Source organism: Micromonospora peucetia (assembly GCF_900091625.1).
Taxonomy (GTDB): Bacteria; Actinomycetota; Actinomycetes; order Mycobacteriales; family Micromonosporaceae; genus Micromonospora; species Micromonospora peucetia.
Genome location: NZ_FMIC01000002.1, coordinates 3,908,800 through 3,928,119, shown reverse-complemented (window position 1 = coordinate 3,928,119; position 19,320 = coordinate 3,908,800). Strand labels below are relative to the sequence as shown.

The 19,320-nt window shown below is 73.6% G+C and carries 17 protein-coding genes; 9 read left to right on the top strand and 8 right to left on the bottom strand.

The genetic code is table 11. From position 1 onward, the window contains the following. Positions 1–2 precede the first annotated feature (2 nt). A complete protein-coding gene (locus tag GA0070608_RS18350) occupies positions 3–1,490 on the top strand; it encodes a phytoene desaturase family protein (protein ID WP_091629658.1) in 1,488 nt (495 codons plus the stop codon). A gap of 91 nt (positions 1,491–1,581) precedes the next feature. Here the strand turns inward: GA0070608_RS18350 and GA0070608_RS18345 are convergent, their stop codons facing one another. Together GA0070608_RS18345 and metF are read right to left on the bottom strand one after the other, a co-directional pair. Continuing rightward, positions 1,582–2,271 carry a CDP-alcohol phosphatidyltransferase family protein gene (locus GA0070608_RS18345; RefSeq protein ID WP_091629656.1) on the bottom strand — a complete coding sequence of 230 codons (690 nt, stop codon included), beginning with the start codon at positions 2,269–2,271 and terminating at the stop codon, positions 1,582–1,584. Positions 2,272–2,314: 43 nt separating this feature from the next. Beyond that, a complete protein-coding gene (gene metF / locus GA0070608_RS18340) occupies positions 2,315–3,232 on the bottom strand; it encodes a methylenetetrahydrofolate reductase [NAD(P)H] (RefSeq protein ID WP_091629654.1) in 918 nt (305 codons plus the stop codon). Positions 3,233–3,544: 312 nt separating this feature from the next. Between metF and GA0070608_RS18335 the strand changes: the two genes are divergently transcribed. Continuing rightward, entirely contained in the window at positions 3,545–4,951 is a 1,407-nt protein-coding gene (locus tag GA0070608_RS18335) for a helix-turn-helix domain-containing protein (RefSeq protein WP_245715829.1), read from the top strand. A gap of 9 nt (positions 4,952–4,960) precedes the next feature. Then, entirely contained in the window at positions 4,961–6,043 is a 1,083-nt protein-coding gene (locus GA0070608_RS18330) for a polyprenyl synthetase family protein (protein ID WP_091629651.1), read from the top strand. Positions 6,044–6,577: 534 nt separating this feature from the next. Here the strand turns inward: GA0070608_RS18330 and GA0070608_RS18320 are convergent. Further along, complete coding sequence (locus GA0070608_RS18320) at positions 6,578–6,970, bottom strand: Rv2175c family DNA-binding protein (protein WP_141719495.1); 393 nt, start codon at positions 6,968–6,970, stop codon at positions 6,578–6,580. A 164-nt stretch (positions 6,971–7,134) separates the two neighbouring features. On the opposite strand from GA0070608_RS18320, the gene pknB reads away from it, so the two are divergent. Beyond that, a complete protein-coding gene (gene pknB, locus GA0070608_RS18315; RefSeq protein WP_091629649.1) occupies positions 7,135–9,126 on the top strand; it encodes a Stk1 family PASTA domain-containing Ser/Thr kinase in 1,992 nt (663 codons plus the stop codon). Positions 9,127–9,128: 2 nt separating this feature from the next. Beyond that, positions 9,129–9,992, top strand: coding sequence for a deoxyribonuclease IV (locus tag GA0070608_RS18310; RefSeq protein WP_091629646.1), 864 nt, complete (start codon positions 9,129–9,131; stop codon positions 9,990–9,992). Positions 9,993–10,252: 260 nt separating this feature from the next. On the opposite strand, the gene GA0070608_RS18305 is transcribed toward GA0070608_RS18310, so the two are convergent. From GA0070608_RS18305 to GA0070608_RS18290, 4 genes are all read right to left on the bottom strand, one after another. Next, positions 10,253–11,287, bottom strand: coding sequence for a threonine aldolase family protein (locus GA0070608_RS18305; protein WP_091629644.1), 1,035 nt, complete (start codon positions 11,285–11,287; stop codon positions 10,253–10,255). Positions 11,288–11,337: 50 nt separating this feature from the next. Continuing rightward, positions 11,338–12,744 (bottom strand): class II 3-deoxy-7-phosphoheptulonate synthase, encoded by a 1,407-nt coding sequence (locus tag GA0070608_RS18300; protein WP_091629642.1) that lies wholly within the window; start codon positions 12,742–12,744, stop codon positions 11,338–11,340. A gap of 87 nt (positions 12,745–12,831) precedes the next feature. Beyond that, positions 12,832–13,314: a hypothetical protein gene (locus tag GA0070608_RS18295; RefSeq protein ID WP_091635443.1), complete on the bottom strand. Its 483-nt coding sequence runs from the start codon at positions 13,312–13,314 to the stop codon at positions 12,832–12,834. Positions 13,315–13,545: 231 nt separating this feature from the next. After that, positions 13,546–15,171, bottom strand: a complete 1,626-nt coding sequence (locus GA0070608_RS18290; protein ID WP_091629640.1) for a glycosyl hydrolase family 18 protein — start codon at positions 15,169–15,171, stop codon at positions 13,546–13,548. A 233-nt stretch (positions 15,172–15,404) separates the two neighbouring features. Between GA0070608_RS18290 and GA0070608_RS18285 the strand changes: the two genes are divergently transcribed. The 3 genes from GA0070608_RS18285 (at position 15,405) to GA0070608_RS18275 (ending at position 17,158) form a co-directional block, all read left to right on the top strand. Beyond that, on the top strand, positions 15,405–15,899 hold the full coding sequence (locus tag GA0070608_RS18285; protein WP_091629637.1) for a glutathione peroxidase: 495 nt from the start codon (positions 15,405–15,407) through the stop codon (positions 15,897–15,899). 99 nt (positions 15,900–15,998) lie between these two features. Then, positions 15,999–16,487: a hypothetical protein gene (locus GA0070608_RS33490; RefSeq protein ID WP_091629634.1), complete on the top strand. Its 489-nt coding sequence runs from the start codon at positions 15,999–16,001 to the stop codon at positions 16,485–16,487. Then, entirely contained in the window at positions 16,472–17,158 is a 687-nt protein-coding gene (locus GA0070608_RS18275; protein WP_245715828.1) for an NADPH-dependent F420 reductase, read from the top strand. The genes GA0070608_RS33490 and GA0070608_RS18275 overlap by 16 nt, the downstream gene beginning before the upstream one ends. Positions 17,159–17,299: 141 nt before the next feature. Here the strand turns inward: GA0070608_RS18275 and GA0070608_RS18270 are convergent, their stop codons facing one another. Continuing rightward, positions 17,300–17,650, bottom strand: a complete 351-nt coding sequence (locus GA0070608_RS18270; RefSeq protein WP_091629629.1) for a DUF2203 domain-containing protein — start codon at positions 17,648–17,650, stop codon at positions 17,300–17,302. Between the two features lie 194 nt (positions 17,651–17,844). Here GA0070608_RS18270 and GA0070608_RS18265 point away from each other — a divergent pair, with 194 nt between their 5' ends. Continuing rightward, positions 17,845–19,137, top strand: coding sequence for an exo-beta-N-acetylmuramidase NamZ family protein (locus GA0070608_RS18265; RefSeq protein ID WP_091629627.1), 1,293 nt, complete (start codon positions 17,845–17,847; stop codon positions 19,135–19,137). The last annotated feature ends 183 nt before the right edge of the window (positions 19,138–19,320 follow it).

The following is a 19,320-nucleotide window of genomic DNA, read 5'->3' as shown; positions in this document are numbered from 1 at the left end:
GCATGGCGCGGATCGTGGTCGTCGGCGCCGGGGTGGGAGGCCTGGCCACCGCCGCCCGGCTGGCCGCCACCGGGCACCAGGTCACCGTGCTCGAACGCGCTGACACCGTCGGTGGCAAGCTCGGCCGGTACGTCCACGACACCCCGGCCGGCCCGTTCCACTTCGACACCGGGCCGAGCCTGCTCACCCTGCCCGACGTCTTCCACGACCTGTTCGAGTCGACCGGCGCGAAGCTCGACGAGTACCTGGACCTGACGCCGGTGGACCCGATCGTGCGGCACGTCTTCCCCGGCGGCGGCCCGGCCCTCGACTCGTGCGCGGACCCGGCCGAGTTCGCCGCCCGGATCGGCGCGGCCTTCGGCGACCGGGCCGCCGGGGAGTGGCAGCGCCTGTGGCGCCGGGCCGCGCGGGTGTGGCAGGCGTCGAACAGGGACATCCTGCGCCGCCCGATCGACTCCCCGGTGGACCTGGCCGCCCTGTCCTGGCGGCTGGGCGACCTGGCCGCCATCGGCCCGGGCCGGACGCTGCGCGGGCTGGGCCGACGGCACCTGTCCGACCCCCGGCTGCGGATGCTGCTGGACCGGTACGCCACCTACACCGGCGCCGACCCGCGCCGGGCGCCGGCCGCGCTGGTCGCCGTGCCCTACGCCGAGCTGACCTTCGGCGGCTGGTACCTGCGCGGCGGGCTGGGCACGCTCGCCGACGCGCTGCTGACCCGCTGCCTGGACCTCGGCGTGGTCGTGCAGACCGGCACCACGGTCACCCGGATCGACGCCGCGGGCGGCCGGGTGCACGGCGTACGCCTGCGCGGCGTCACCACGCCGGTCCCCGCCGACGTGGTGGTGTCCAACGTCGACGCGCTCACCCTCTACCGGGACCTGCTGCCCAGCCCGCGCCGGCTGGCCGGGCTGACCGACCGCAGCCTGGCCGGTTTCGTGCTGCTGCTCGGCGTCGCCGGGGACACGGGGCTGGCCCACCACAACGTGTTCTTCCCGCACGGCTACGACGCCGAGTTCGACGCGGTCTTCGGCCACCCGGGGCGCGGCGTGCGGGCCCGGCCGGCGGCGGACCCCACCGTCTTCGTCACCGTGGCCGACGACCCGATGGTCCGGCCGGCCGGCCACGAGGCGTGGTTCGTGCTGGTCAACGCCCCTCGCCACGGCACCGCCCCCGGTGCCGTCGACTGGCGCCGGCCCGGCCTCGCCGAGGCGTACGCCGACCGGGTCCTCGACGTGTTGGCCGAGCGCGGCGTCGACGTGCGGGACCGGCTGGTGTTCCGGGAGGTCCGCACCCCGGCCGACCTGGACGACGCGACCGGCGCACCCGGTGGATCGATCTACGGCACCGCGGGCGGCCTGCTGCGCCCGGCCAACCGGGGCCCGGCGCACGGGCTGTGGCTGGTCGGCGGCTCCAGCCACCCGGGCGGCGGCCTGCCGATGGTGACCCTCTCCGCCCAGATCGTCGCCGACGAGATCGGCCCCGCCTGGTAGCCCCGGGTTGTCAACGCCTGAGGTAGAGGAAGGGGCCCTTCCTGACGTTCCGGCTGGCCGGTCCAGCCCTGCACGCCGGGTCGGCGTACGGTCAGCCGGCGTCGATCAGGGCCCGGCGGACGGTGGAGAGCAACTGGCCGAGGCCGAACCCTGCCAGCAGCACCCAGACAGCGGTCGCCATGGTGATCGTGCCGGCGGCCAGGTCCGGCTCGATCAGCCCGGTCAACCCGGCCAGCAGCAGCCCGACCAGGGCCACCGCGACCCGGGTGGGGCGCTCCCCCACGGTCACCGCGCCGAGCTCCCGCATCCCGGCGGAGACCGCCCGGGCACGGACGTACTCGTGCAGCCAGGAGAGCACCCCGGCGGTCACGACGAGCGCCCCCGGCGCGCCGACCAGCCAGAACGCGGCCAGCCAGGCGACCTCACCGAGCCGGTCGGCCAGGGAGTCGTAGACGTAGCCGAGCCGGGTGGTCCGGTTCGTGGCCACCGCCACCGCGCCGTCGACACTGTCCGCCACCGCGGCGAGCAGCACGAACAGCGCCGCGAGGAACGGGCCGTCCTGCGGCCGTACGGCGAACAGCGGCACGCAGGCGCAGAGCAGCACGCCGACCACGGTGACCGGGGTCGGGCCGACCCGCAGCCGGCCCAGCACGAACCCGAGGTGGTACGAGAACCGCAGCCACGCGCGGACGACCGGGGTCGCCGCCCGAGGGTCGAAGCCCCCGTGCAGCCGCGCCCAGGCCGTGGCGTAATCGTCCCAGTTCAGCTGTGTGCCCACCACGGAACAACCGTCGCACCGCCGCTCAGGTGTCGCGGCACCGGGGTCACACCCGCGCGCCGGCCTGGAGGTTCTGCCAGACCTCGCGGGTGGCGGTGGAGCGGTTGAGGGTGATGAAGTGGATCCCCGGCACGCCCTCGTCGAGCAGCCGCCGGCACATCTCGCTGGCCTGCTCGACACCGAGCCGGCGCACCGCCTCCGCGTCGTCGGCGACCTTCGCGAACCGCTCGGCCAGGGCCGGCGGGAAGGGCGCCCCCGAGAGCTGCACCGAGCGCTCGATGGTGCCGATCTGGGTCACCGGCATCACGCCGGCCAGGATCGGGGTGGCGCAGCCGGCGGCGGCGACCCGGTCGCGCAGCCGCAGGTAGTCGTCGGCGTCGAAGAACATCTGGGTGATCGCGAAGTCGGCGCCGGCCCGGCACTTGCGGACGAAGTGCGCCGTGTCGCCGGCCACGTCGGATGAGCGCGGGTGCTTGTAGGGGAACGCCGCCACCCCGACGCTGAAGTCGCCGGCGTCGCGTACGAGCCGGACCAGGTCCTCGGCATACAGCACGCCCTCGGGGTGGCGCACCCAGTCGCCGCCCGGGTCGCCCGGCGGGTCGCCCCGCACGGCGAGCACGTTGCGCACCCCGACCCCGGCGAGCCGACCGATGACGTGGCGCAACTCGGCCACGGAGTGGTTGACAGCGGTGAGGTGGGCCATCGGCAGCAGGGTGGTCTCGGTGGCGATCCGCTCGGTGACCGCGACGGTGGTGTCGCGGGTCGACCCGCCCGCGCCGTAGGTGATCGAGACGAACGACGGGCGCAGCGACTCCAGCTCGCGGATCGCCTGCCACAGCAGCCGCTCACCCTGCTCGGTCTTCGGCGGGAAGAACTCGAAGGAGAATGTCGGCTGGCGGTCACGGATCAGCTCCCCGATCGCCGGCTGCGGATTGGGGAGGACTGATGGAAGACCGAGCGCCACGCCACGACTCTAGCCGGCCGGAGGCTCAGTGCCGAGACCTTCCCACACTGGTGGACACAGGACCGCACGAACCTGCCGACGGCCAGCCTGACGACGGGACACCGCGCCGTCACCGTCTCCCCCGCTGCCTCGCCCATTGGGCCGCGGGCCGGAAAGCGTCGTACCCCCGGAGTAGTCATGGGGTTGCGCGGGGTGGGCCCGGCGGAGGCCGACCCACCGGGGGCACGCGCGGGGGTCAGCATCCACCGGTGGCGCACCGGTCCCGGTCCGGGGCCCACGCCGCCGCCGCGCCGACGCCCGCCCGGAGGACCGATGACGCCGCCCCCGCCGCCCGGCCCGCAACTGCTCGGGCCGCTGCTCGCCCAGCTCCGGCTGGCCCGCGGCTGGAGCCAGCTGCGAGTCGCAGCCGAGCTCTGCGCCGCGTCCGGCGTGCCGACCCTCAGTAGGAACGAGGTCTCCCGGTGGGAGCGGCAGTTGCGCGTCCCCGGCGAGTTCTGGCTCGGCTGGCTCGCCGTCGTCCTCGCGGTGCCGGTCGACCTGCTGTCCACCGCCGCGACCCGCACCCGCGGCCTCGACGCACCGCCGACCTTCGGCGGATCCCGGCCCCGGGCCGCACTGCTCGCCCTGGCCCAGCGCTGGGTGGCCGACCCGCGTGACGTGCTGCTGCCCGGCGCTCCGGCAGCAGGTCACCGCCCCCCAGCCGGGCCACCCGGGCCGGCGTCGACGTCCCCGCAGGAGGCCGACGGCGGGCGGGAGGGTCCGGTGCGGCTGGCGGAGCTGCGCCGGCTCGACGACCTCGCCGGCGGGGCCGACCTGGCCGGGCTCGGGGCGTACCGGCTGGGGCGGGCGGTGCGGGCGCTGTCCGGGTGTGGCCCCTCCGAGCGCCGTCGGCTGCTGCCCGGGCTGGCCGAGTCCGCCCAGCTCGCCGGCTGGCTCGCCGCGGACGCCGGAGACGCCGCCGGCGCACTGGACACCTACCGGCTGGCGCTACGCGCCGCCGCGGCGGCCGGCGACCCGGCGCTCGCCGGGCACGTGCTCGGCTCAGCCAGCCACCTGCTCACCGGCGTCGGCGACCCGCAGGGCGCGCTGGTGCTGGCCCGGATCGCGTACGCCGGGGCACGGCAGTCGGCCAGCCCCGGCCTGCGCGCCCTGCTGCTGCACCGGGTGGCCCTGGCCGCGGCGCTGGGCGGCCGGGCCGGGGCGGCCCGACAGGCGCTCGACGCGGCCTGCCGGTTGACCGACGCGCCGGAGCCGGGCCGGGAGCCACCGTGGCTCTACTGGCTCGACGGGCCGGAGCTGGCCGCGATGGCCGGGCGCACGCTGGTCGCGATGGGCCGACCGCTCCCGGCCGAGGCACCGCTGCACGCCGTCCGGCGGCGCAGCCCCCGCACCGCCGCGATCTACGGCGGCTGGCTGGCCCGGGGCTACCTGCGACTCGGCGAGGTGGAGCGGGCCTGCGCGGTGGCCGGCGAGGCGCTGCTCGACGCCGTACGCGCCGGGTCGCCCCGCGCAGTGGGCCAACTGGCCGAGGTACGCCGGCTGCTGGCCGGGCACGGCGACGTGCCGGCCGTCCGGCGGTACCGGGCGCTCGCCACCGCGGCCACTCCGTACCTGCCCCGTTCGGGGCCCCCACCTGGGCCGACCGGCCGGCGGGCTCCGGCGGGGCGTACGGCGCGTCGGCCCCCCGGTGGCGCGACGGGGTCCGACCCGACCGGCTAGCGTCGTGGCGTGACCCACGCTGCTCCTGTTTCCCCCGTCGACCGCGCCGGGCTGCGCCAACGGATCGACAAGGCCCTGACCGAGTTCCTGGCCAGCCAGCGCGCCTGGATGGCCGAGGTCGACGACGCCCTGGCTCCACTCGCCGAAGCGATCGAGGCGTTCGTCCTCGGCGGCGGCAAACGACTGCGGCCGGCGTTCGCCTACTGGGGGTTCCGGGGAGCCGGCGGGGTGGACACCGACCAGGTGGTCACCGCCCTGGCCGCGTTGGAGTTCGTACAGGCCAGTGCACTGATCCACGACGACCTGATGGACCGGTCCGACACCCGGCGCGGCGAGCCGGCGGTGCACCGGCGGTTCGCGGCCAGGCACCGGGCGGCCGGCTGGGGCGGCGACGCGGACGGTTTCGGCGACGCCGCGGCGATCCTGCTGGGCGACCTGTCCCTGGTCTGGTCGGACGAGCTGCTGCACTCCGCCGGGCTGGACCCGCACACGGTGGCCCGGGCCCGGCCGGTCTTCGACGCCATGCGTACCGAGGTCACCGTCGGCCAGTACCTCGACGTGCTGACCCAGGTCACCGGGGACACCTCGGTGGAGCGGGCCGGCAAGGTCGCCCGCTACAAGTCGGCGAAATACACGGTCGAACGGCCACTGCTGCTCGGCGCCGCGCTGGCCGACGCGCCGGCGGAGGTCCGGGCGGCGTACTCCGCGTACGGGCTGCCGCTGGGTGAGGCCTTCCAACTCCGTGACGACGTACTGGGGGTCTTCGGCGATCCCGCCCAGACCGGCAAGCCGGCCGGTGACGACCTACGCGAGGGCAAACGGACCTACCTGGTGGCGGCGGCCCTGGAAACGACCGACAGGGCGGGCCGGGAACTGCTGCTCGGCGGGCTCGGTGACCCGGGGCTGGACGAGGCCGGGGTCGCCCGGCTGCGCGAGCTGATCGACGGCAGCGGGGCGTTGGCGCGTACGGAGCAGCGGATCGGCGTGCTGACCGACACCGCGCTGGCCGCGCTGGCCGCCGTCGACCTGGACACCGAGGCCCGGCAGGCCCTGGTCGACCTGGCCATCGCCGCCACCCGCCGCGCCGACTGACCCACCCCCGCCCGCACCTACCCCTCCCTGCCCTGGCCCGCGCCCGGCCCTCCCTGCTCGGCCCTGGCCCTAGCCGCTCGTCCCCGGCCTTGGCCCTGGTCCTGGTCCTGGCCTTGGTCCTGGTCTTGGCCCTGGTCTTGGCCCTGGTCTTGGCCCTGGTCTTGGCCCTGGTCTTGGTCTTGGCCCTGGTCTTGGTCTTGGCCCTGGTCTTGGTCTTGGTCTTGGTCTTGGCCCTGGTCTTGGCCCTGGTCTTGGTCTTAGTCCCGTCGATCTTGCACTTTCGGCCCGCATTTTGTCCGATGCGCCCCAGATGTCGGGGCATCAAGTGCAAGATCGCGAGGGGCTGGGGCGGGGACGGGAGCGGGGGCGGGGACGGGTTGGCGGGAGCGGGTTGGGGGCAGGCCGGGGCGGGCGGCGGGGCGGGGCGGGGCGGGGCGGGGCGGGGCGGGGCGGGGCGGGGCGGGGCGGGGCGGGGCGGGGCGGGGCGGGACGAGCGGGCAGGGCGAGGGCGGGGTGGAGCGGGGAGGGGGTGGGTCAGAAGCCCAGGGCTTGGGCTCGGCGCTTGACCTCGCGGGCCTGGTCGCCGGCGAGCGCCTTCGCGGGGGCGGCGCCGGGCAGGGTGTCGTCCGGCTCGTAGAGCCAGCGCAGCGCGGCCTCGTCGTCGTATCCGGCGTCGGCCAGCAGGTTGAGTACGCCGGGCAGGTGCTTGAGCACCGTGTCGTTGGCCACCAGGTCGGCCGGCATCCGGCGGACGCCGTCGCGGCGCACCGCGATCAGCTCCCGGTCCCGGATCATCTGGTGGACCTTGCTGATCGACACGTCGAGGCGCTCGGCCACGTCCGGCAGGGTCAGCCAGTCGGCGGCATCGGCAGGGCCGGCGGATTCGGGGCCGGGCACGGCCCGGTCGGCGGGTACGGAGTCGGTCACCGGACCACCCTGCCATGTCCCGCCCGGCCGGGGCCAACGGCACCCCGACAGGTGGGCTGAACAGGGCCGACGGAACAAGCGAGCGCGCCGGGGCAGTCATGGTCGCACCCCGGCTGTAGCATCCTGTTCAACCTTCACCTCCTGGACACATAGACTGCCTGCCGATGGACACACAGGTCGCCGACACGTTGCTGGGCTCGCTGATCGACGGGCGCTACCGCATCCGCGGTCGCGTGGCTCGTGGCGGCATGGCGACCGTGTACACCGCCACCGACGAGCGCCTCGAGCGCACCGTGGCGGTCAAGATCATTCACCCGTCCCAGGCCCCGGAGGCGCGAGCGCGGACGACGGGCTTCGTGGCGAGGTTCACCGACGAGGCGAAGACCATCGCCCGGCTGACCCACCCCAATGTCGTCGCGGTCTACGACCAGGGCACCCACTCCGGCCTGCCCTACCTCGTGATGGAGTATGTCCGCGGTCGCACCCTGCGTGACGTGCTCGCCGAGCGGCGCCGGCTCAACCCCGACGAGGCGCTGGCCATCGCCGAGCAGATGCTCGCCGCGATCGCCGCCGCACACCGGGCGGGGCTGGTGCACCGCGACGTGAAGCCGGAGAACGTCCTGGTCGCCGAGGCCCCCACCGGCGGCACGGCCAACCTGGTCGACAGCGTGGTCAAGGTCGCCGACTTCGGGCTGGCCCGGGCCGTCGAGGCGAGCGCCGACGACGAGAACGGCAACCAGCTGATGGCCACGGTCGCGTACGTGGCCCCGGAGCTGGTCACCGACGGCCACGCCGACCCCCGCACCGACGTCTACTCCGCCGGCATCGTGCTGTTCGAGATGCTCACCGGTCGGGTGCCCTATGACGGGGACCGCCCGGTCGACGTCGCCTGGCAGCACGTCGACAATGACGTTCCGGCACCGTCGACCCTGGTGCCGGGCCTGCCGAAGGCGCTCGACGAACTGGTCGCCCGGGCCACCCGGCGTGATCCGGGCGCCCGGCCGACCGATGCCGGCGCGCTGCTCGCCGAGGTGCAGGCGGTCCGGGACGACCTGGGCGACGCGGACGCGAACTCGCGTACCGCCGTGTTGCGCCGGGTGTCCGACGAGCCGATGGCCGGGCCGACGATGATGGTCGCGGCGGTCCGGCCGGCCGAGCGGCCCGCCTGGGCCCGGCTGCCCGAGGGCGGCGCCCCACGGGCGGGCCGCCGGCGGGCCGAGCCCGAGGAGGGCGAGAGCCTGTGGTCGCGGCTGTCCGCGCTGCGCACCCAGGTCATGGGCGACCCGCGGGGCCGGATGGCGGTCGTCGCCGCCGTGGTGGTGCTGGTCCTGGTGGCCGCCGGCGGCGGCTGGTGGTTCGGGGCCGGGCGCTACACGGAGGCGCCGCAGCTGGTGGCCATGACGAAGGCCGACGCGGAGGCGCAGGCCGCCCGCGCCGGGTTCGTCCTCAGCTACGCCGACCCGCGCTACGACGAGAAGGTCCCGAAGGACGCCGTCCTGGCGCAGGACCCGGCCTCCGCCAGCCGGATCGTCAAGGGCGACACGATCACGCTGACCCTATCGATGGGTCCGGAGCGTTTCCCGGTGCCCGACGTGGTGGGCAAGGAGTTCGAGCTCGCCGAGGCAGATCTGCTCGCCGCGAAGCTGGTGGTGGCGAAGGGCACCGCCCGCTACGACGACAACCTGCCCTCGGGCGTCGTGGTGGCCGTCAACCCGGAGGCCGGCACCGAGGTCAAGCCGGGCGACAAGGTCACGGTCATCCTGAGCAAGGGCAAGGCTCCGATCTCGGTGCCGAACCTGGTCGGCAAGAGCCTGGGTGAGGCGCGGACGATCCTCGCCCAGCTGGGCCTGGTGCTGGTGGAGCCGCCCACCTACAAGGACTCCGACAAGCCCAGGGACGAGGTCCTCGGGCAGAGCCCGGCGGACGGCTCCGGGGTGGAGCGGGGTGCGAAGGTCAAGCTCGAGCTGAGCAAGGGCCCGCCGCTGGTCGTCGTGCCCCGGGTCATCGACCTGCCGTGCCAGCAGGCCAAGCAGCAGCTGGAGAGCCAGGGTTTCCCGGTGGCGATCCAGTTCAACCCGAACGGCATCGTCCGGTTCCAGAACCCGGAGAACACGGAGGTGCCGCCGGGCACCCCGGTCACCCTCGGGTGCATGTAGCGATGTCGGCACAACCCCGGCCGGTCGGCTCGCACACGCCCACCTCAGGCGGTCTGGCGAAGACCGCCCTGCCGTACGCCGACGCGGCCGGCTCACAGGTCGTGCAGGTCTACGTGTCCAACTCGCGGGGCTGGGCACTGCCGGCCGGCGACCCGGCCCAGGACACGTTGTTCCGCGACGGCTGCGGCGAGCGGGGCCTGCCCGTCTTCATCCACGCGTCGTTGCTCGTCAACCTCGGCTCCCCCACCGCGAACACGGTCGAGCGTTCGGCGGAGACGCTCGCCCACGCACTGCGCCGGGGCCGGGCGATCGGCGCCGAGGGTGTGGTCTTCCACGCCGGCAGCTCGGTCGACGAGCGGTACGCCGAAGCCGCGATGCGGCAGGTACGCGAGACGCTGCTGCCGCTGCTCGACGAGACGGCGGCAGCGGACGGCCCGCGGCTGCTGGTCGAGCCGAGCGCGGGCGGCGGTCGCTCGCTCGCCTCCCGGGCGGAGCACCTCGGGCCCTATCTCGACGCGGTGGACGGGCACCCCTGGCTCGGGGTCTGCTTCGACACGTGCCACGCCTGGGCCGCCGGGCACGATCTGGCCGCCGAGGGCGGCATGACCGCGACGCTGGACACGCTCGTGGCGACGGTCGGTGCCGACCGGCTGCGGCTGGTGCACGCGAACGACTCGAAGGATCTCTGCGGCTCCACCCGGGACCGGCACGAGAACATCGGCAGGGGCACCATCGGCGAGACGGCGTTCGCCGAGCTGATGGCGCATCCGGCCACCGCCGGCGTACCGGTCGTGGTGGAGACCCCGACGGAGCAGCACGTCGGCCACGCCGCCGACATCGCCACCCTCCGGCGACTGCACCCCTGACCTCGACAGGCGGCGGCACCACCGCCTGATGATCCACGCGCTACCCACGCCGACGGTCGCCTGGCCCCTCGTTCCGCTGCTCTCAGGCCCGGCCCTCGCCGGGCCGACGCGACAGTTGGCCTTCCAATAGAAGGCGGGAGTCGATGTTCGCGCCCGGACCACAATCGGGCTGGTGGTCCGAGCTGCGGGCGGCCGACCGCTGGCAGGGCGTCGTCGTCGTGCGGTCGAGACCGCATGTGCTCCTGCCGGAGCCGTTCGGCTCAGGTGTCGCGCAGGACGCGGGTGAGGACCTCGACAGCCCGGTCGATGCCGGCGTCGTCGACATCCTGGTGGGTGACCAGGCGGGCGGTGCGGGGGCCGAGCACCGAGACCAGGACGCCCTCGGCGCGGGCGGCGGCGGCCAGGGCGTGCGCGTCCAGCCGCGCCTTCGCCAGGTCCAGCGGCACGAGGTTGGTCCGGACAGCCGTGGCCAGCACCCCGAACGGAGCGATCGCCTCGGCGAGCCGGGCCGCCTTCGCGTGGTCGGCGGCGAGCCGGTCGACGTGGTGGGCGAGGGCGTACCGGCCGGCGGCGGCGAGGACACCGGCCTGCCGCATCCCGCCACCCATCCGCTTGCGGATCACCCGGGCCCGGGCGATCTTGTCGGCGCTGCCGACGACCAGCGAGCCGGCCGGCGCGCCGAGCCCCTTGGAGAGGCAGACCGACAGGGTGTCGAAGAGGGCGCCGTACTCGGCCAGCGGCACGCCGTCGGCGACGTGTGCGTGCCAGATCCGGGCCCCGTCGCAGTGCAGGGCCACGCCCGCGTCGTCGCCGATCCGGCGCAGCTCACGCAGGGTGGCCAGCGGGATCACCCCGCCGCCGCCCCGGTTGTGGGTCTGCTCGACGGCGATCGCCCGGGTGGGGACCGCGTGGTAGCCCTCGGGACGGATCATCGCGGCGACGACGTCCGGGTCGAGGTCCGCGCCCACCGGTGACCAGGTCCGCGAGGAGATGCCACCGTACGCGGCGGCGGCCCCGATCTCGTACGTCACCACGTGCGCGTCGGCGTCGCAGAGCAGTTCGTCGCCCGGCGGCACGACCAGTTGCAGGGCGATCTGGTTGGCCATCGACCCGGTCGGGGCGAACAGCGCCGCCTCGTGCCCGAACAGCGCGGCGACCTCGGCCTCCAGCGCGTTGACGGTCGGGTCCTCGCCGTAGACGTCGTCACCGACCTCGGCGGTGGCCATCGCCTCGCGCATCCCCGGGGTCGGCCGGGTGACCGTGTCCGAGCGAAGGTCGACGAGTGGGTCAGCCACAGTGATCCTCTCGGCCGCCGACTGCGGGGCTCGCAAGCTCACTCCTCGCGTCAGCCACGGAGCATCTCCGCCACGAGGAAGGCCAGTTCCAGCGACTGCTGGGTGTTCAGTCGCGGGTCACAGGCGGTCTCGTACCGGCCGGGCAGGTCGAGGTCCTCGATGCCCTGGGCCCCGCCGAGGCACTCGGTGACGTCCTCACCGGTCAACTCGACGTGCAGCCCGCCGGGGTGGGTCTGCAGGCCACGGTGCACCTCGAAGTAGCCGAGCACCTCGTCGACGATGCGGTCGAAGTGCCGGGTCTTGTAACCGTTGGACGACTCGTGCGTGTTGCCGTGCATCGGGTCGCACTGCCAGACCACCTTGGCGCCGGCGGCGGTCACCTTCGCCACGATCGGCGGCAGGGCGTCGCGGACCCGGTGGTTGCCCATCCGGCTGATCAGGGTGAGCCGGCCGGGGATGTTGTCCGGGTTGAGCTTCTCGCAGAGCTCGATCGCCTCGTCCGGGGTCGTCGTCGGGCCGAGCTTCACACCGATCGGGTTGGCGATGCGGGAGATGAAGTCGATGTGCGCCCCGTCGATCTGCCGGGTGCGTTCGCCGATCCACAGGAAGTGCCCGGACAGGCCGTACGCCCGGCGGTCGGAGACCCGGGTCAGCGCCCGGTCGTACTCCAGGGCGAGGGTCTCGTGCGAGCAGTAGAGGGTGACGGTGCGCAGCGCCTCTTCGTCGGTCATCCCGCAGGCCCGGATGAAGGCCAGCGCCCGGTCGATCTCACGGGCGATCGCCTCGTAGCGCTCGCCGGCCGGGGAGTTCTTGACGAAGCCCTTGTTCCAGTCGTGCACGGCGTGCAGGTCGGCGAGCCCACCGGCGAGGTACGCGCGGAGCATGTTCATCGCGGCGGCCGAGTTCGCGTACGCCCGGATCATGCGCTGCGGGTCGGCGGCCCGTGCCTCCGGCGTGGCCTCCAGCGAGTTGATCATGTCGCCGCGGTAGGCGGGCAGGCCGCGGGCGTCGGTCGGCAGCGACCGGGGCTTGGTGTACTGCCCGGCGACCCGAGCCACCTTGACCACCGGGAGTGAGGCGCCGTAGGTGAGCACGATCGCCATCTGGAGCAGGGTGCGGGCGTTGGCCAGCAGGTGGCTCTCGGTGTTGTCGGCGAAGGTCTCCGCGCAGTCGCCGCCCTGGAGCAGGAACGCCTTGCCCTCGCACACCAGAGCCAGCCGCTGGCGGAGCTGGTCGACCTCGTAGGGCGCCACCACCGAGGGCACGGTGTCGAGCACCTTGCAGACCTCGGCGACCTCCGCCGGGTCCGGCCAGGGCGGGATCTGCGTACGCGGCAGCTCCCGCCAGCGGTCGAGGCCGAGGGCCGCGTCCTCGGCGGAGTCGACGGTCGGACGGCTGGTCTGCAGACCCGGGCTGCCCACCGCGGGATGGCTCAGCTGATGCCACTCATGGCGCATGACAGAAAGCGTACGGCGACCGGCCCGGCGACCGACCGGCGAGGGGCATGGTTCCGGCAGGTGAGAGCTGACTCACCCGAGCGCAGGTCAGGGCGTGGCGGCCGGGGCCGGCGTGTTGCCGCCCGGCGCCTCGGCGGCGATGCACCAGTCGGCGCCGTCGCGGGTGACCGTGAACAGCAGCGGCCGGATGATCGTGCCGGAACCGGCGGCGACCGAGACCGACGTGCTCACCTCCTGGCCTCGGGGGCCGGAGCGGATGTCGGTGATCTCGGCCTGCGGCACCTTGAAATGCTCGGCGAAGTCGCCGTTGGGGCCGGTCGCGGCGGCGTCGAAGCTCTCCTGGAGGGCGACACAGAGCTGGCTGCGCCCGGCCGCGACGTCCTTGGCCGTCATCGCGTCGAGGTAGGCCTGCACCCGCTCCCGCGACTTCGTGGCGGCCTCCTCGGCGGGGGCCCGACCGGGCTTGGTCGCCGGATCGTCCTCCTCGCCGATGCCGCAGCCGAACAGGGCGAGGGGCAGGGTTCCGAGCAGCACGGCGCCCGCCGCCAGTCTCCCGCGCGTCGCGCGCATCGCCACCTCCGTCGCCGTGGACATCGAGCCCGTTGAGCGGCGAGTCTGTCACATCGACGCGCGTGCCCGGACGTCGCCGCGCCCGAACCGGATGGCCGCTGCGCCCGAACCGGATGGCCGCGCCCGAACCGGGCCGGAGACGCTTCCCCCAAGCCGGCCGGGGCACAGCCGGCGGGGAGGGACCGGTGCGTGGTCCCTCCCCGCCAGGTGGGTGGTGCGTCGGCGCTCAGCTCAGCCGAGGCCGCCCTTGATGGCACCGATCAGCTCGCCGTTGCCGGTGTCACCGGAGAGCTCCCAGAAGAAGGCGCCACCGAGGTTCTGGTTCTTCGCGTACGTCATCTTGCCGTTGATGGTGGAGGGGGTGTCGTAGCTCCACCAGTTGCTGCCGCACTTGGCGTACGCCGTGCCGGCGACGGTGCCGGTGGCCGGGCAGGTGTTCTTGAGGACCTTGTAGTCCTCGATGCCCTGCTCGTAGGTGCCCGGGGCGGGGCCGGTGGCGGTGCCGCCGGGCGCCGCCTGGGTCACCCCGGTCCAGCCCCGGCCGTAGAAGCCGATGCCGAGCAGCAGCTTGTTCGACGGGATGCCCTTGCTCTTGAGCTTCTGGATCGCCGCGTCGGACCAGAAGCCCTGCTGCGGGATGCCGGCGTACGAGGTGAGCGGGGAGTGCGGGGCGGTGGGGCCCTGAGCGGCCCACGCGCCGAAGAAGTCGTAGGTCATCGGCATGATCCAGTTGAGGTTCGGCGCGGCGCCGGCGTAGTCGGTGGCGTCGATCTTGCCGCCGTCGCTGCCGTCCGCCGTGATCGCGGCGGTGACCAGCGCCGACGAGCCGAACTTCGTACGCACCGCGCCGATCACGTTCTTGAAGGCGTTCGGGCCGCTGCTGTCGCAGGTGAGCCCGCAGGCGTTCGGGTACTCCCAGTCGATGTCGATGCCGTCGAAGACGTCCGCCCAGCGCGGGTCCTCCACCAGGTTGTGGCAGCTCTCGGCGAACGCGGCCGGGTTCTGTGCGGCCTGGGTGAAGCCGCCGGACCAGGTCCAACCACCGAAGGACCAGAGCACCTTCAGGTGCGGGTACATCTGCTTGAGCTTGCGCAGCTGGTTGAAGTTGCCGCGCAGCGGCTGGTCCCAGGTGTCGGCGACGCCGTCGACGCTGTCCGCCGCGGTGTACGCCTTGTCGTAGTCGGCGTAGCTGTCACCGATCGTGCACCGGCCGCCGGTGGTGTTGCCGAAGGCGTACAGGATGTGGGTCATCTTGGCCGCGGAGCCGCTGGTGTGGATGTTCTTGACGTGGTAGTTGCGGCCGTAGACGCCCCACTGCGTGAAGTAGCCGACGACCTTCTTGCCGGTCGGGTCCGGCGGCGTGGTGGTGGGCGGCGGCGTGGTCGGCGGCGGGGTGGTGGGCGGCGCCGTGGTCGGCGGGGTGGTGGTGGGCGGCGCGCTGGTGGTGGGCGGGGTGCCGCCGGCGCACGGGGCACCGTTGATCGTGCAGTTCAGGGGCGCCTTGTACGCGCCGGTGCCGTTGTAGCCCCAGCTGAACGCGGCGCCCGGCGCGAGTGGACCGGCCCAGCTCTTCTTGACCGCGACGTAGTGGTCGCCGGTGCGGGTGACGTCGGCGTCCCAGGAGCTGCTGACGCTGGTGCCCGACGGCAGGTCGAACTCGATGCGCCAGGTGCTCACCGAGGCATTCGTCCCGTTGGTGATGGTCACCCGCGCCTCGTGACCGGTCCCCCAGTCCTGCGCCTTGGCGAACCCGGCGGTCACGCTGCCGGCGCCGAACGCACTGGCCATCGGGACCATGGCGGCGGTCACCACCATCACGGCGCCGACCCAGAGGGCCCGGCGGAACGATCTCTTCATGCGGCGTCTCCCTAAACAGTTAGGAAACTTTCCAGATTGATGGTGAGACGCTACTCACGCCGTCACCGATTCGTCAAGATGTACATGTATCGATTCCTCTTGGGAGCGCGACCAGCCTCTTACCGCCGACCCCCAGGCAGCCGAGCGGCGGCGCGGCGGCGGCCCGGCAGCGGGCAGGGCCACGGCCTGGCGGCAGGCCGACGGCGGCGCGCGGCGGCGCGTAGCCTCGGCCCATGACCGTCTTCGACACCCGGATCGATGCCCTGGCCGGCGGCCCGGCCGACCTCGCGCAGTACCGCGGACGCGCGCTGCTGGTGGTCAACGTCGCCTCGCGCTGCGGCCTCACCCCGCAGTACGCCGGCCTCCAGGCACTGCACGACGAGTACGCCGACCGCGGCCTGGTGGTGCTCGGCGTGCCCTGCAACCAGTTCGCCGGCCAGGAGCCGGGCAGCGCCGCCGAGATCAGCGACTTCTGCCAGGTCAACTTCGGAGTGACCTTCCCGCTGACCGAGAAGATCGACGTGAACGGTCCCGGTCGCCACCCGCTCTACGCGGCACTGGTGGGGACCGCCGACGCCGAGGGGCACACGGGCGACGTGCGGTGGAACTTCGAGAAGTTCCTGGTCGCTCCGGACGGCACGGTGGCGGCCCGGTTCGCGCCCACCGTCGAGCCGACCTCGGCCGACCTGCGCGCCGCCATCGAGAAGGTGCTGCCCCCGACGGCCTGACGCGGGGCGGCGGACGTCCGGCATGGACTTCGCCGTGCCGCTACGTGTCGATCGGACTACGATCGGCGACACGCGGTTGGTCCGGGTGGAGGGGGCGGGATGTTCTTCGCGGTGCGGGAGACGCTCCCACCGGGCCAGGTCCCGCCCGACCACCACGTCAGCATCCAGCGACCGCTCGACGCCGGCCGGGTGGTGCTCGACGCCGCCGTGCCTGACGACGTGCTGCGCGACCACGGCCGGCTGCGGCACCTGCCGCCGTTCCCCGAGCACCTCGACGATCCGGGGCGGCACCGCTTCGTGCTGGACCACCTGTCCGGTCAGGTCGACAACGCGGCCTGCTACATCCGGATGTCGCCCGAGGACCTGCCGCCGTTCGTCTGGGAACTGTTCACGGCGGCCCGGCCGGTGGTCTTCGTCTGGACCGACCCGACGACCGGCGAGCGCGTCGAGCGGGTGGTGGCGGCGGTCCGCCGCGACGGCGCTGCGGGCTTCCGGACCGAACGGCCCCGCCGCCAGGCGCCAGGCGGAATTGTCGACCATCTCGGTGGGGAGTGTCGTCACCGCGAACAGAGTTGGGAACCAACATGACAACAGTGGGACTGATCGGCAGTGGACACATCGGCGGCACAGTGGCGCGGCTGGCGGTGGCGGCCGGCTACGAGGTGGTGCTGAGCAACTCGCGCGGCCCGGAGACCCTCAAGGATCTCGTCGATGAGCTGGGCCCGCGTGCCCGGGGGGCCACCGCCCGGGAGGCCGCAGCGGCCGGCGATCTGGTGGTCGTCACCATCCCGTTCAAGGCGTACCGGGACGTGCCGGTCGAGCCGCTCGCCGGCAAGCTCGTGCTGGACACCAACAACTACTACCCGGAGCGCGACGGCCGGTTCCCCGAGCTCGACTCCGGCTCCACCACCAGCAGCGAGCTGCTCCAGCGGCACCTGCCGCAGTCGCGGGTGGTGAAGGTGTTCAACAACATCTTCTTCAAGCACCTGCACGCGCTGGCCCGGTCGACCGGCGCTGGCGACCGCAGCGCGCTGCCCATCGCGGGCGACGACGCGGGCGCGAAGGCGGAGGCGACGGCCTTCCTCGATCGGATCGGCTACGACGCCGTGGACGCCGGGCCCCTCACCGAGAGCTGGCGCCACCAGCCGGACACCCCGGCGTACGGAACCATCTACTCGGCCGACCCAGCCAACTGGGAGCGCGAGGCGCCGGCCGACGCCGCCAGGGTGCGCACCGCCCTGGCCGAAGCCACCCGCTGAACGGCCGCCGTGGTGCGGCCTTCACGGACGGTCGCATCACGGAAGGTGCGTCCGTCTCGACGGAGCTAGGCTACGAGGTGCGTCCCTGGCCTGAGCACCACCGGCGGGGGCGACGAGCCGGCTCCTCCCCCGCCGCGTCGATCAGACCGGGCGGCGGCCGGCGAAGCCGCACTCCACCCGGTGGTACCAGCGCACGTCGGTGTCCCCTTCCAACCAGCACCAGAGCACCGGCCGGCCGTCCCGCTCGCCGGGGAAGTCGAGCAGGACCGGCGCGATGCCCTTGACCTGGATGTCGTGGGAGTGCAACTCCTCGACGAGGGCGTGCAGCCGTGCCTCCAGCCCCTTGACCTCAGCCAGTCCGCCGAGCGGGCTGGCACCGTGGTCGGCCAGGTCGACCCGCAGCTCGGCCAGGTCGGCCCGCAGCCGGATCAGCTCGTCGACGCGCGGGCGCAGGGTGGCGATCAGGTGGCGGGCCTGGGCGAGGGTGAACACCGGGCCAGTATGGAGCACGCGACCGCCCGGCCGGGACGCCGCGGGCCGAACCGGTCGGGCGGTCACGGGCCGGACCGGTCGGCGTAGCGGGCCGGCTCAGCGGCCCGCCCGCCCACCCCGACTTCGTAGCTAACTTTCCTTGACGGGGCATCCACGTGTAGCTAAGTTTCGACCAAACCGATGGGAGGGGCGACATGGAGCGTAGAAAGTTCCTGGCCGGAGCGGGTGCGGTGACCGCGGGCGCGGTCGCGGCGACGGCCCCCGGTGTGGCCGGCCACGCCGCACCTGGCATCCGCCACGTGGAGACCGGTCTCGACGTGCTGGTCCGATCCGACTTCGCCGAACTCGCCGGCCAGCGGGTGGGCGTCATCTCGAACCCCACCGGCGTGGACTCGGCCTACCGGCACCTGGTCGACCTGATGCACGGCTCCGGCGCGGTACGGCTGGCCGCCGCGTTCGGCCCCGAGCACGGCTTCCGCGGCTCGGCGCAGGCCGGGGGCAGCGAGGGCACCGGCGTCGACGCCCGCACCGGGATCACCGTCTACGACGCGTACGGCGCCTCCCAGGCCAAGTGGGAGACCATGTTCACCGAGGCCGGCGTCGACACCGTCGTCTTCGACATCCAGGACGTCGGCGTCCGCTTCTACACGTACATCTGGACCATGTACACCTCGATGGTGGCCGCCGCCCGCGTCGGCAAGCGGTACGTGGTGCTGGACCGGCCGAACCCGGTCGGCGGCCGGGCCTACGGGCCGATGATGACCACCGCGTACACCTCCGGGGTGGGGCTGAAGGAGATCGTCCAGCAGCACGGGATGACCGTCGGCGAACTGGCCAGCTTCTTCAACGCCGAGTTCCTGCCCGCCGCCGCCGGACGGCCGGTCGACCTGCACGTCGTGAAGTGCCGGCACTGGAAGCGCGACAAGCTCGCCCCCGACACCGACCTGCCCTGGGTGATGCCCAGCCCGAACATGCCCACCACGGACACCGCGCTGGTCTACCCCGGCACCGGCCTGTTCGAGGGCGTCGCCTCGATCACCGAGGGCCGGGGCACCTGCAAGCCGTTCGAGCTGATCGGCGGCCTGGCCAACGACTTCGACTACCACTGGTCCGACCGGCTCAACGCCCGCGAGCTGCCCGGCGTCGAGTTCCGCGAGGCGTACTTCACGCCGACGTCCGCCGGGCAGAAGCCCGCGCTGCTCAACAAGCTCTGCGCCGGGGTCGAGGTGAAGGTCGTCGACCGGGCGAAGTACGACCCGATCCGTACGGGGGTCGCGATGCTGGTGGAGGCACACAAGTACGAGGCGTTCGCGTGGCGGCGCGACTCGTGGGACGCCGTGCGGCCGTACTGGATCGACAAGCTGACCGGGTCACCGCGGCTGCGCACGATGATCGACGCGGGCGCCGACGTGGACGACGTGGTCGCCGCCTGGTCCGGCGAGCTGGCGGAGTTCAACCGCCGACGCAAGCCCCACCTGCTCTACTGAGGACCGGTTCCGCGTCTGGCTGGCCGGCGTTGTCGGGCTGATCCACCGATCAACTCGACGCGCCGGCGGCGGGCCTGACGGCAGCGCCGAGCTTCGGCAGCGGTCCTCATGATCGCCAGGCGGCGATCAGGCCGTCAGGATCTGGTCAGAATCACGAGTTGCTGGGTTGCTCGGGTCATCGCG

Excerpts from the sequence above, each read along its gene's own strand:
- GA0070608_RS18285 (WP_091629637.1), top strand. The coding sequence starts at position 15,405 with ATGACCGTCTTCGACACCCGGATCGATGCCCTGGCCGGCGGCCCGGCC.
- GA0070608_RS33490 (WP_091629634.1), top strand. The coding sequence starts at position 15,999 with ATGTTCTTCGCGGTGCGGGAGACGCTCCCACCGGGCCAGGTCCCGCCC.
- GA0070608_RS18295 (WP_091635443.1), bottom strand. The coding sequence starts at position 13,314 with ATGCGCGCGACGCGCGGGAGACTGGCGGCGGGCGCCGTGCTGCTCGGA.
- GA0070608_RS18300 (WP_091629642.1), bottom strand. The coding sequence starts at position 12,744 with ATGCGCCATGAGTGGCATCAGCTGAGCCATCCCGCGGTGGGCAGCCCG.
- pknB (WP_091629649.1), top strand. The coding sequence starts at position 7,135 with ATGGACACACAGGTCGCCGACACGTTGCTGGGCTCGCTGATCGACGGG.
- GA0070608_RS18290 (WP_091629640.1), bottom strand. The coding sequence starts at position 15,171 with ATGAAGAGATCGTTCCGCCGGGCCCTCTGGGTCGGCGCCGTGATGGTG.
- GA0070608_RS18265 (WP_091629627.1), top strand. The coding sequence starts at position 17,845 with ATGGAGCGTAGAAAGTTCCTGGCCGGAGCGGGTGCGGTGACCGCGGGC.
- GA0070608_RS18335 (WP_245715829.1), top strand. The coding sequence starts at position 3,545 with ATGACGCCGCCCCCGCCGCCCGGCCCGCAACTGCTCGGGCCGCTGCTC.
- GA0070608_RS18310 (WP_091629646.1), top strand. The coding sequence starts at position 9,129 with ATGTCGGCACAACCCCGGCCGGTCGGCTCGCACACGCCCACCTCAGGC.
- GA0070608_RS18350 (WP_091629658.1), top strand. The coding sequence starts at position 3 with ATGGCGCGGATCGTGGTCGTCGGCGCCGGGGTGGGAGGCCTGGCCACC.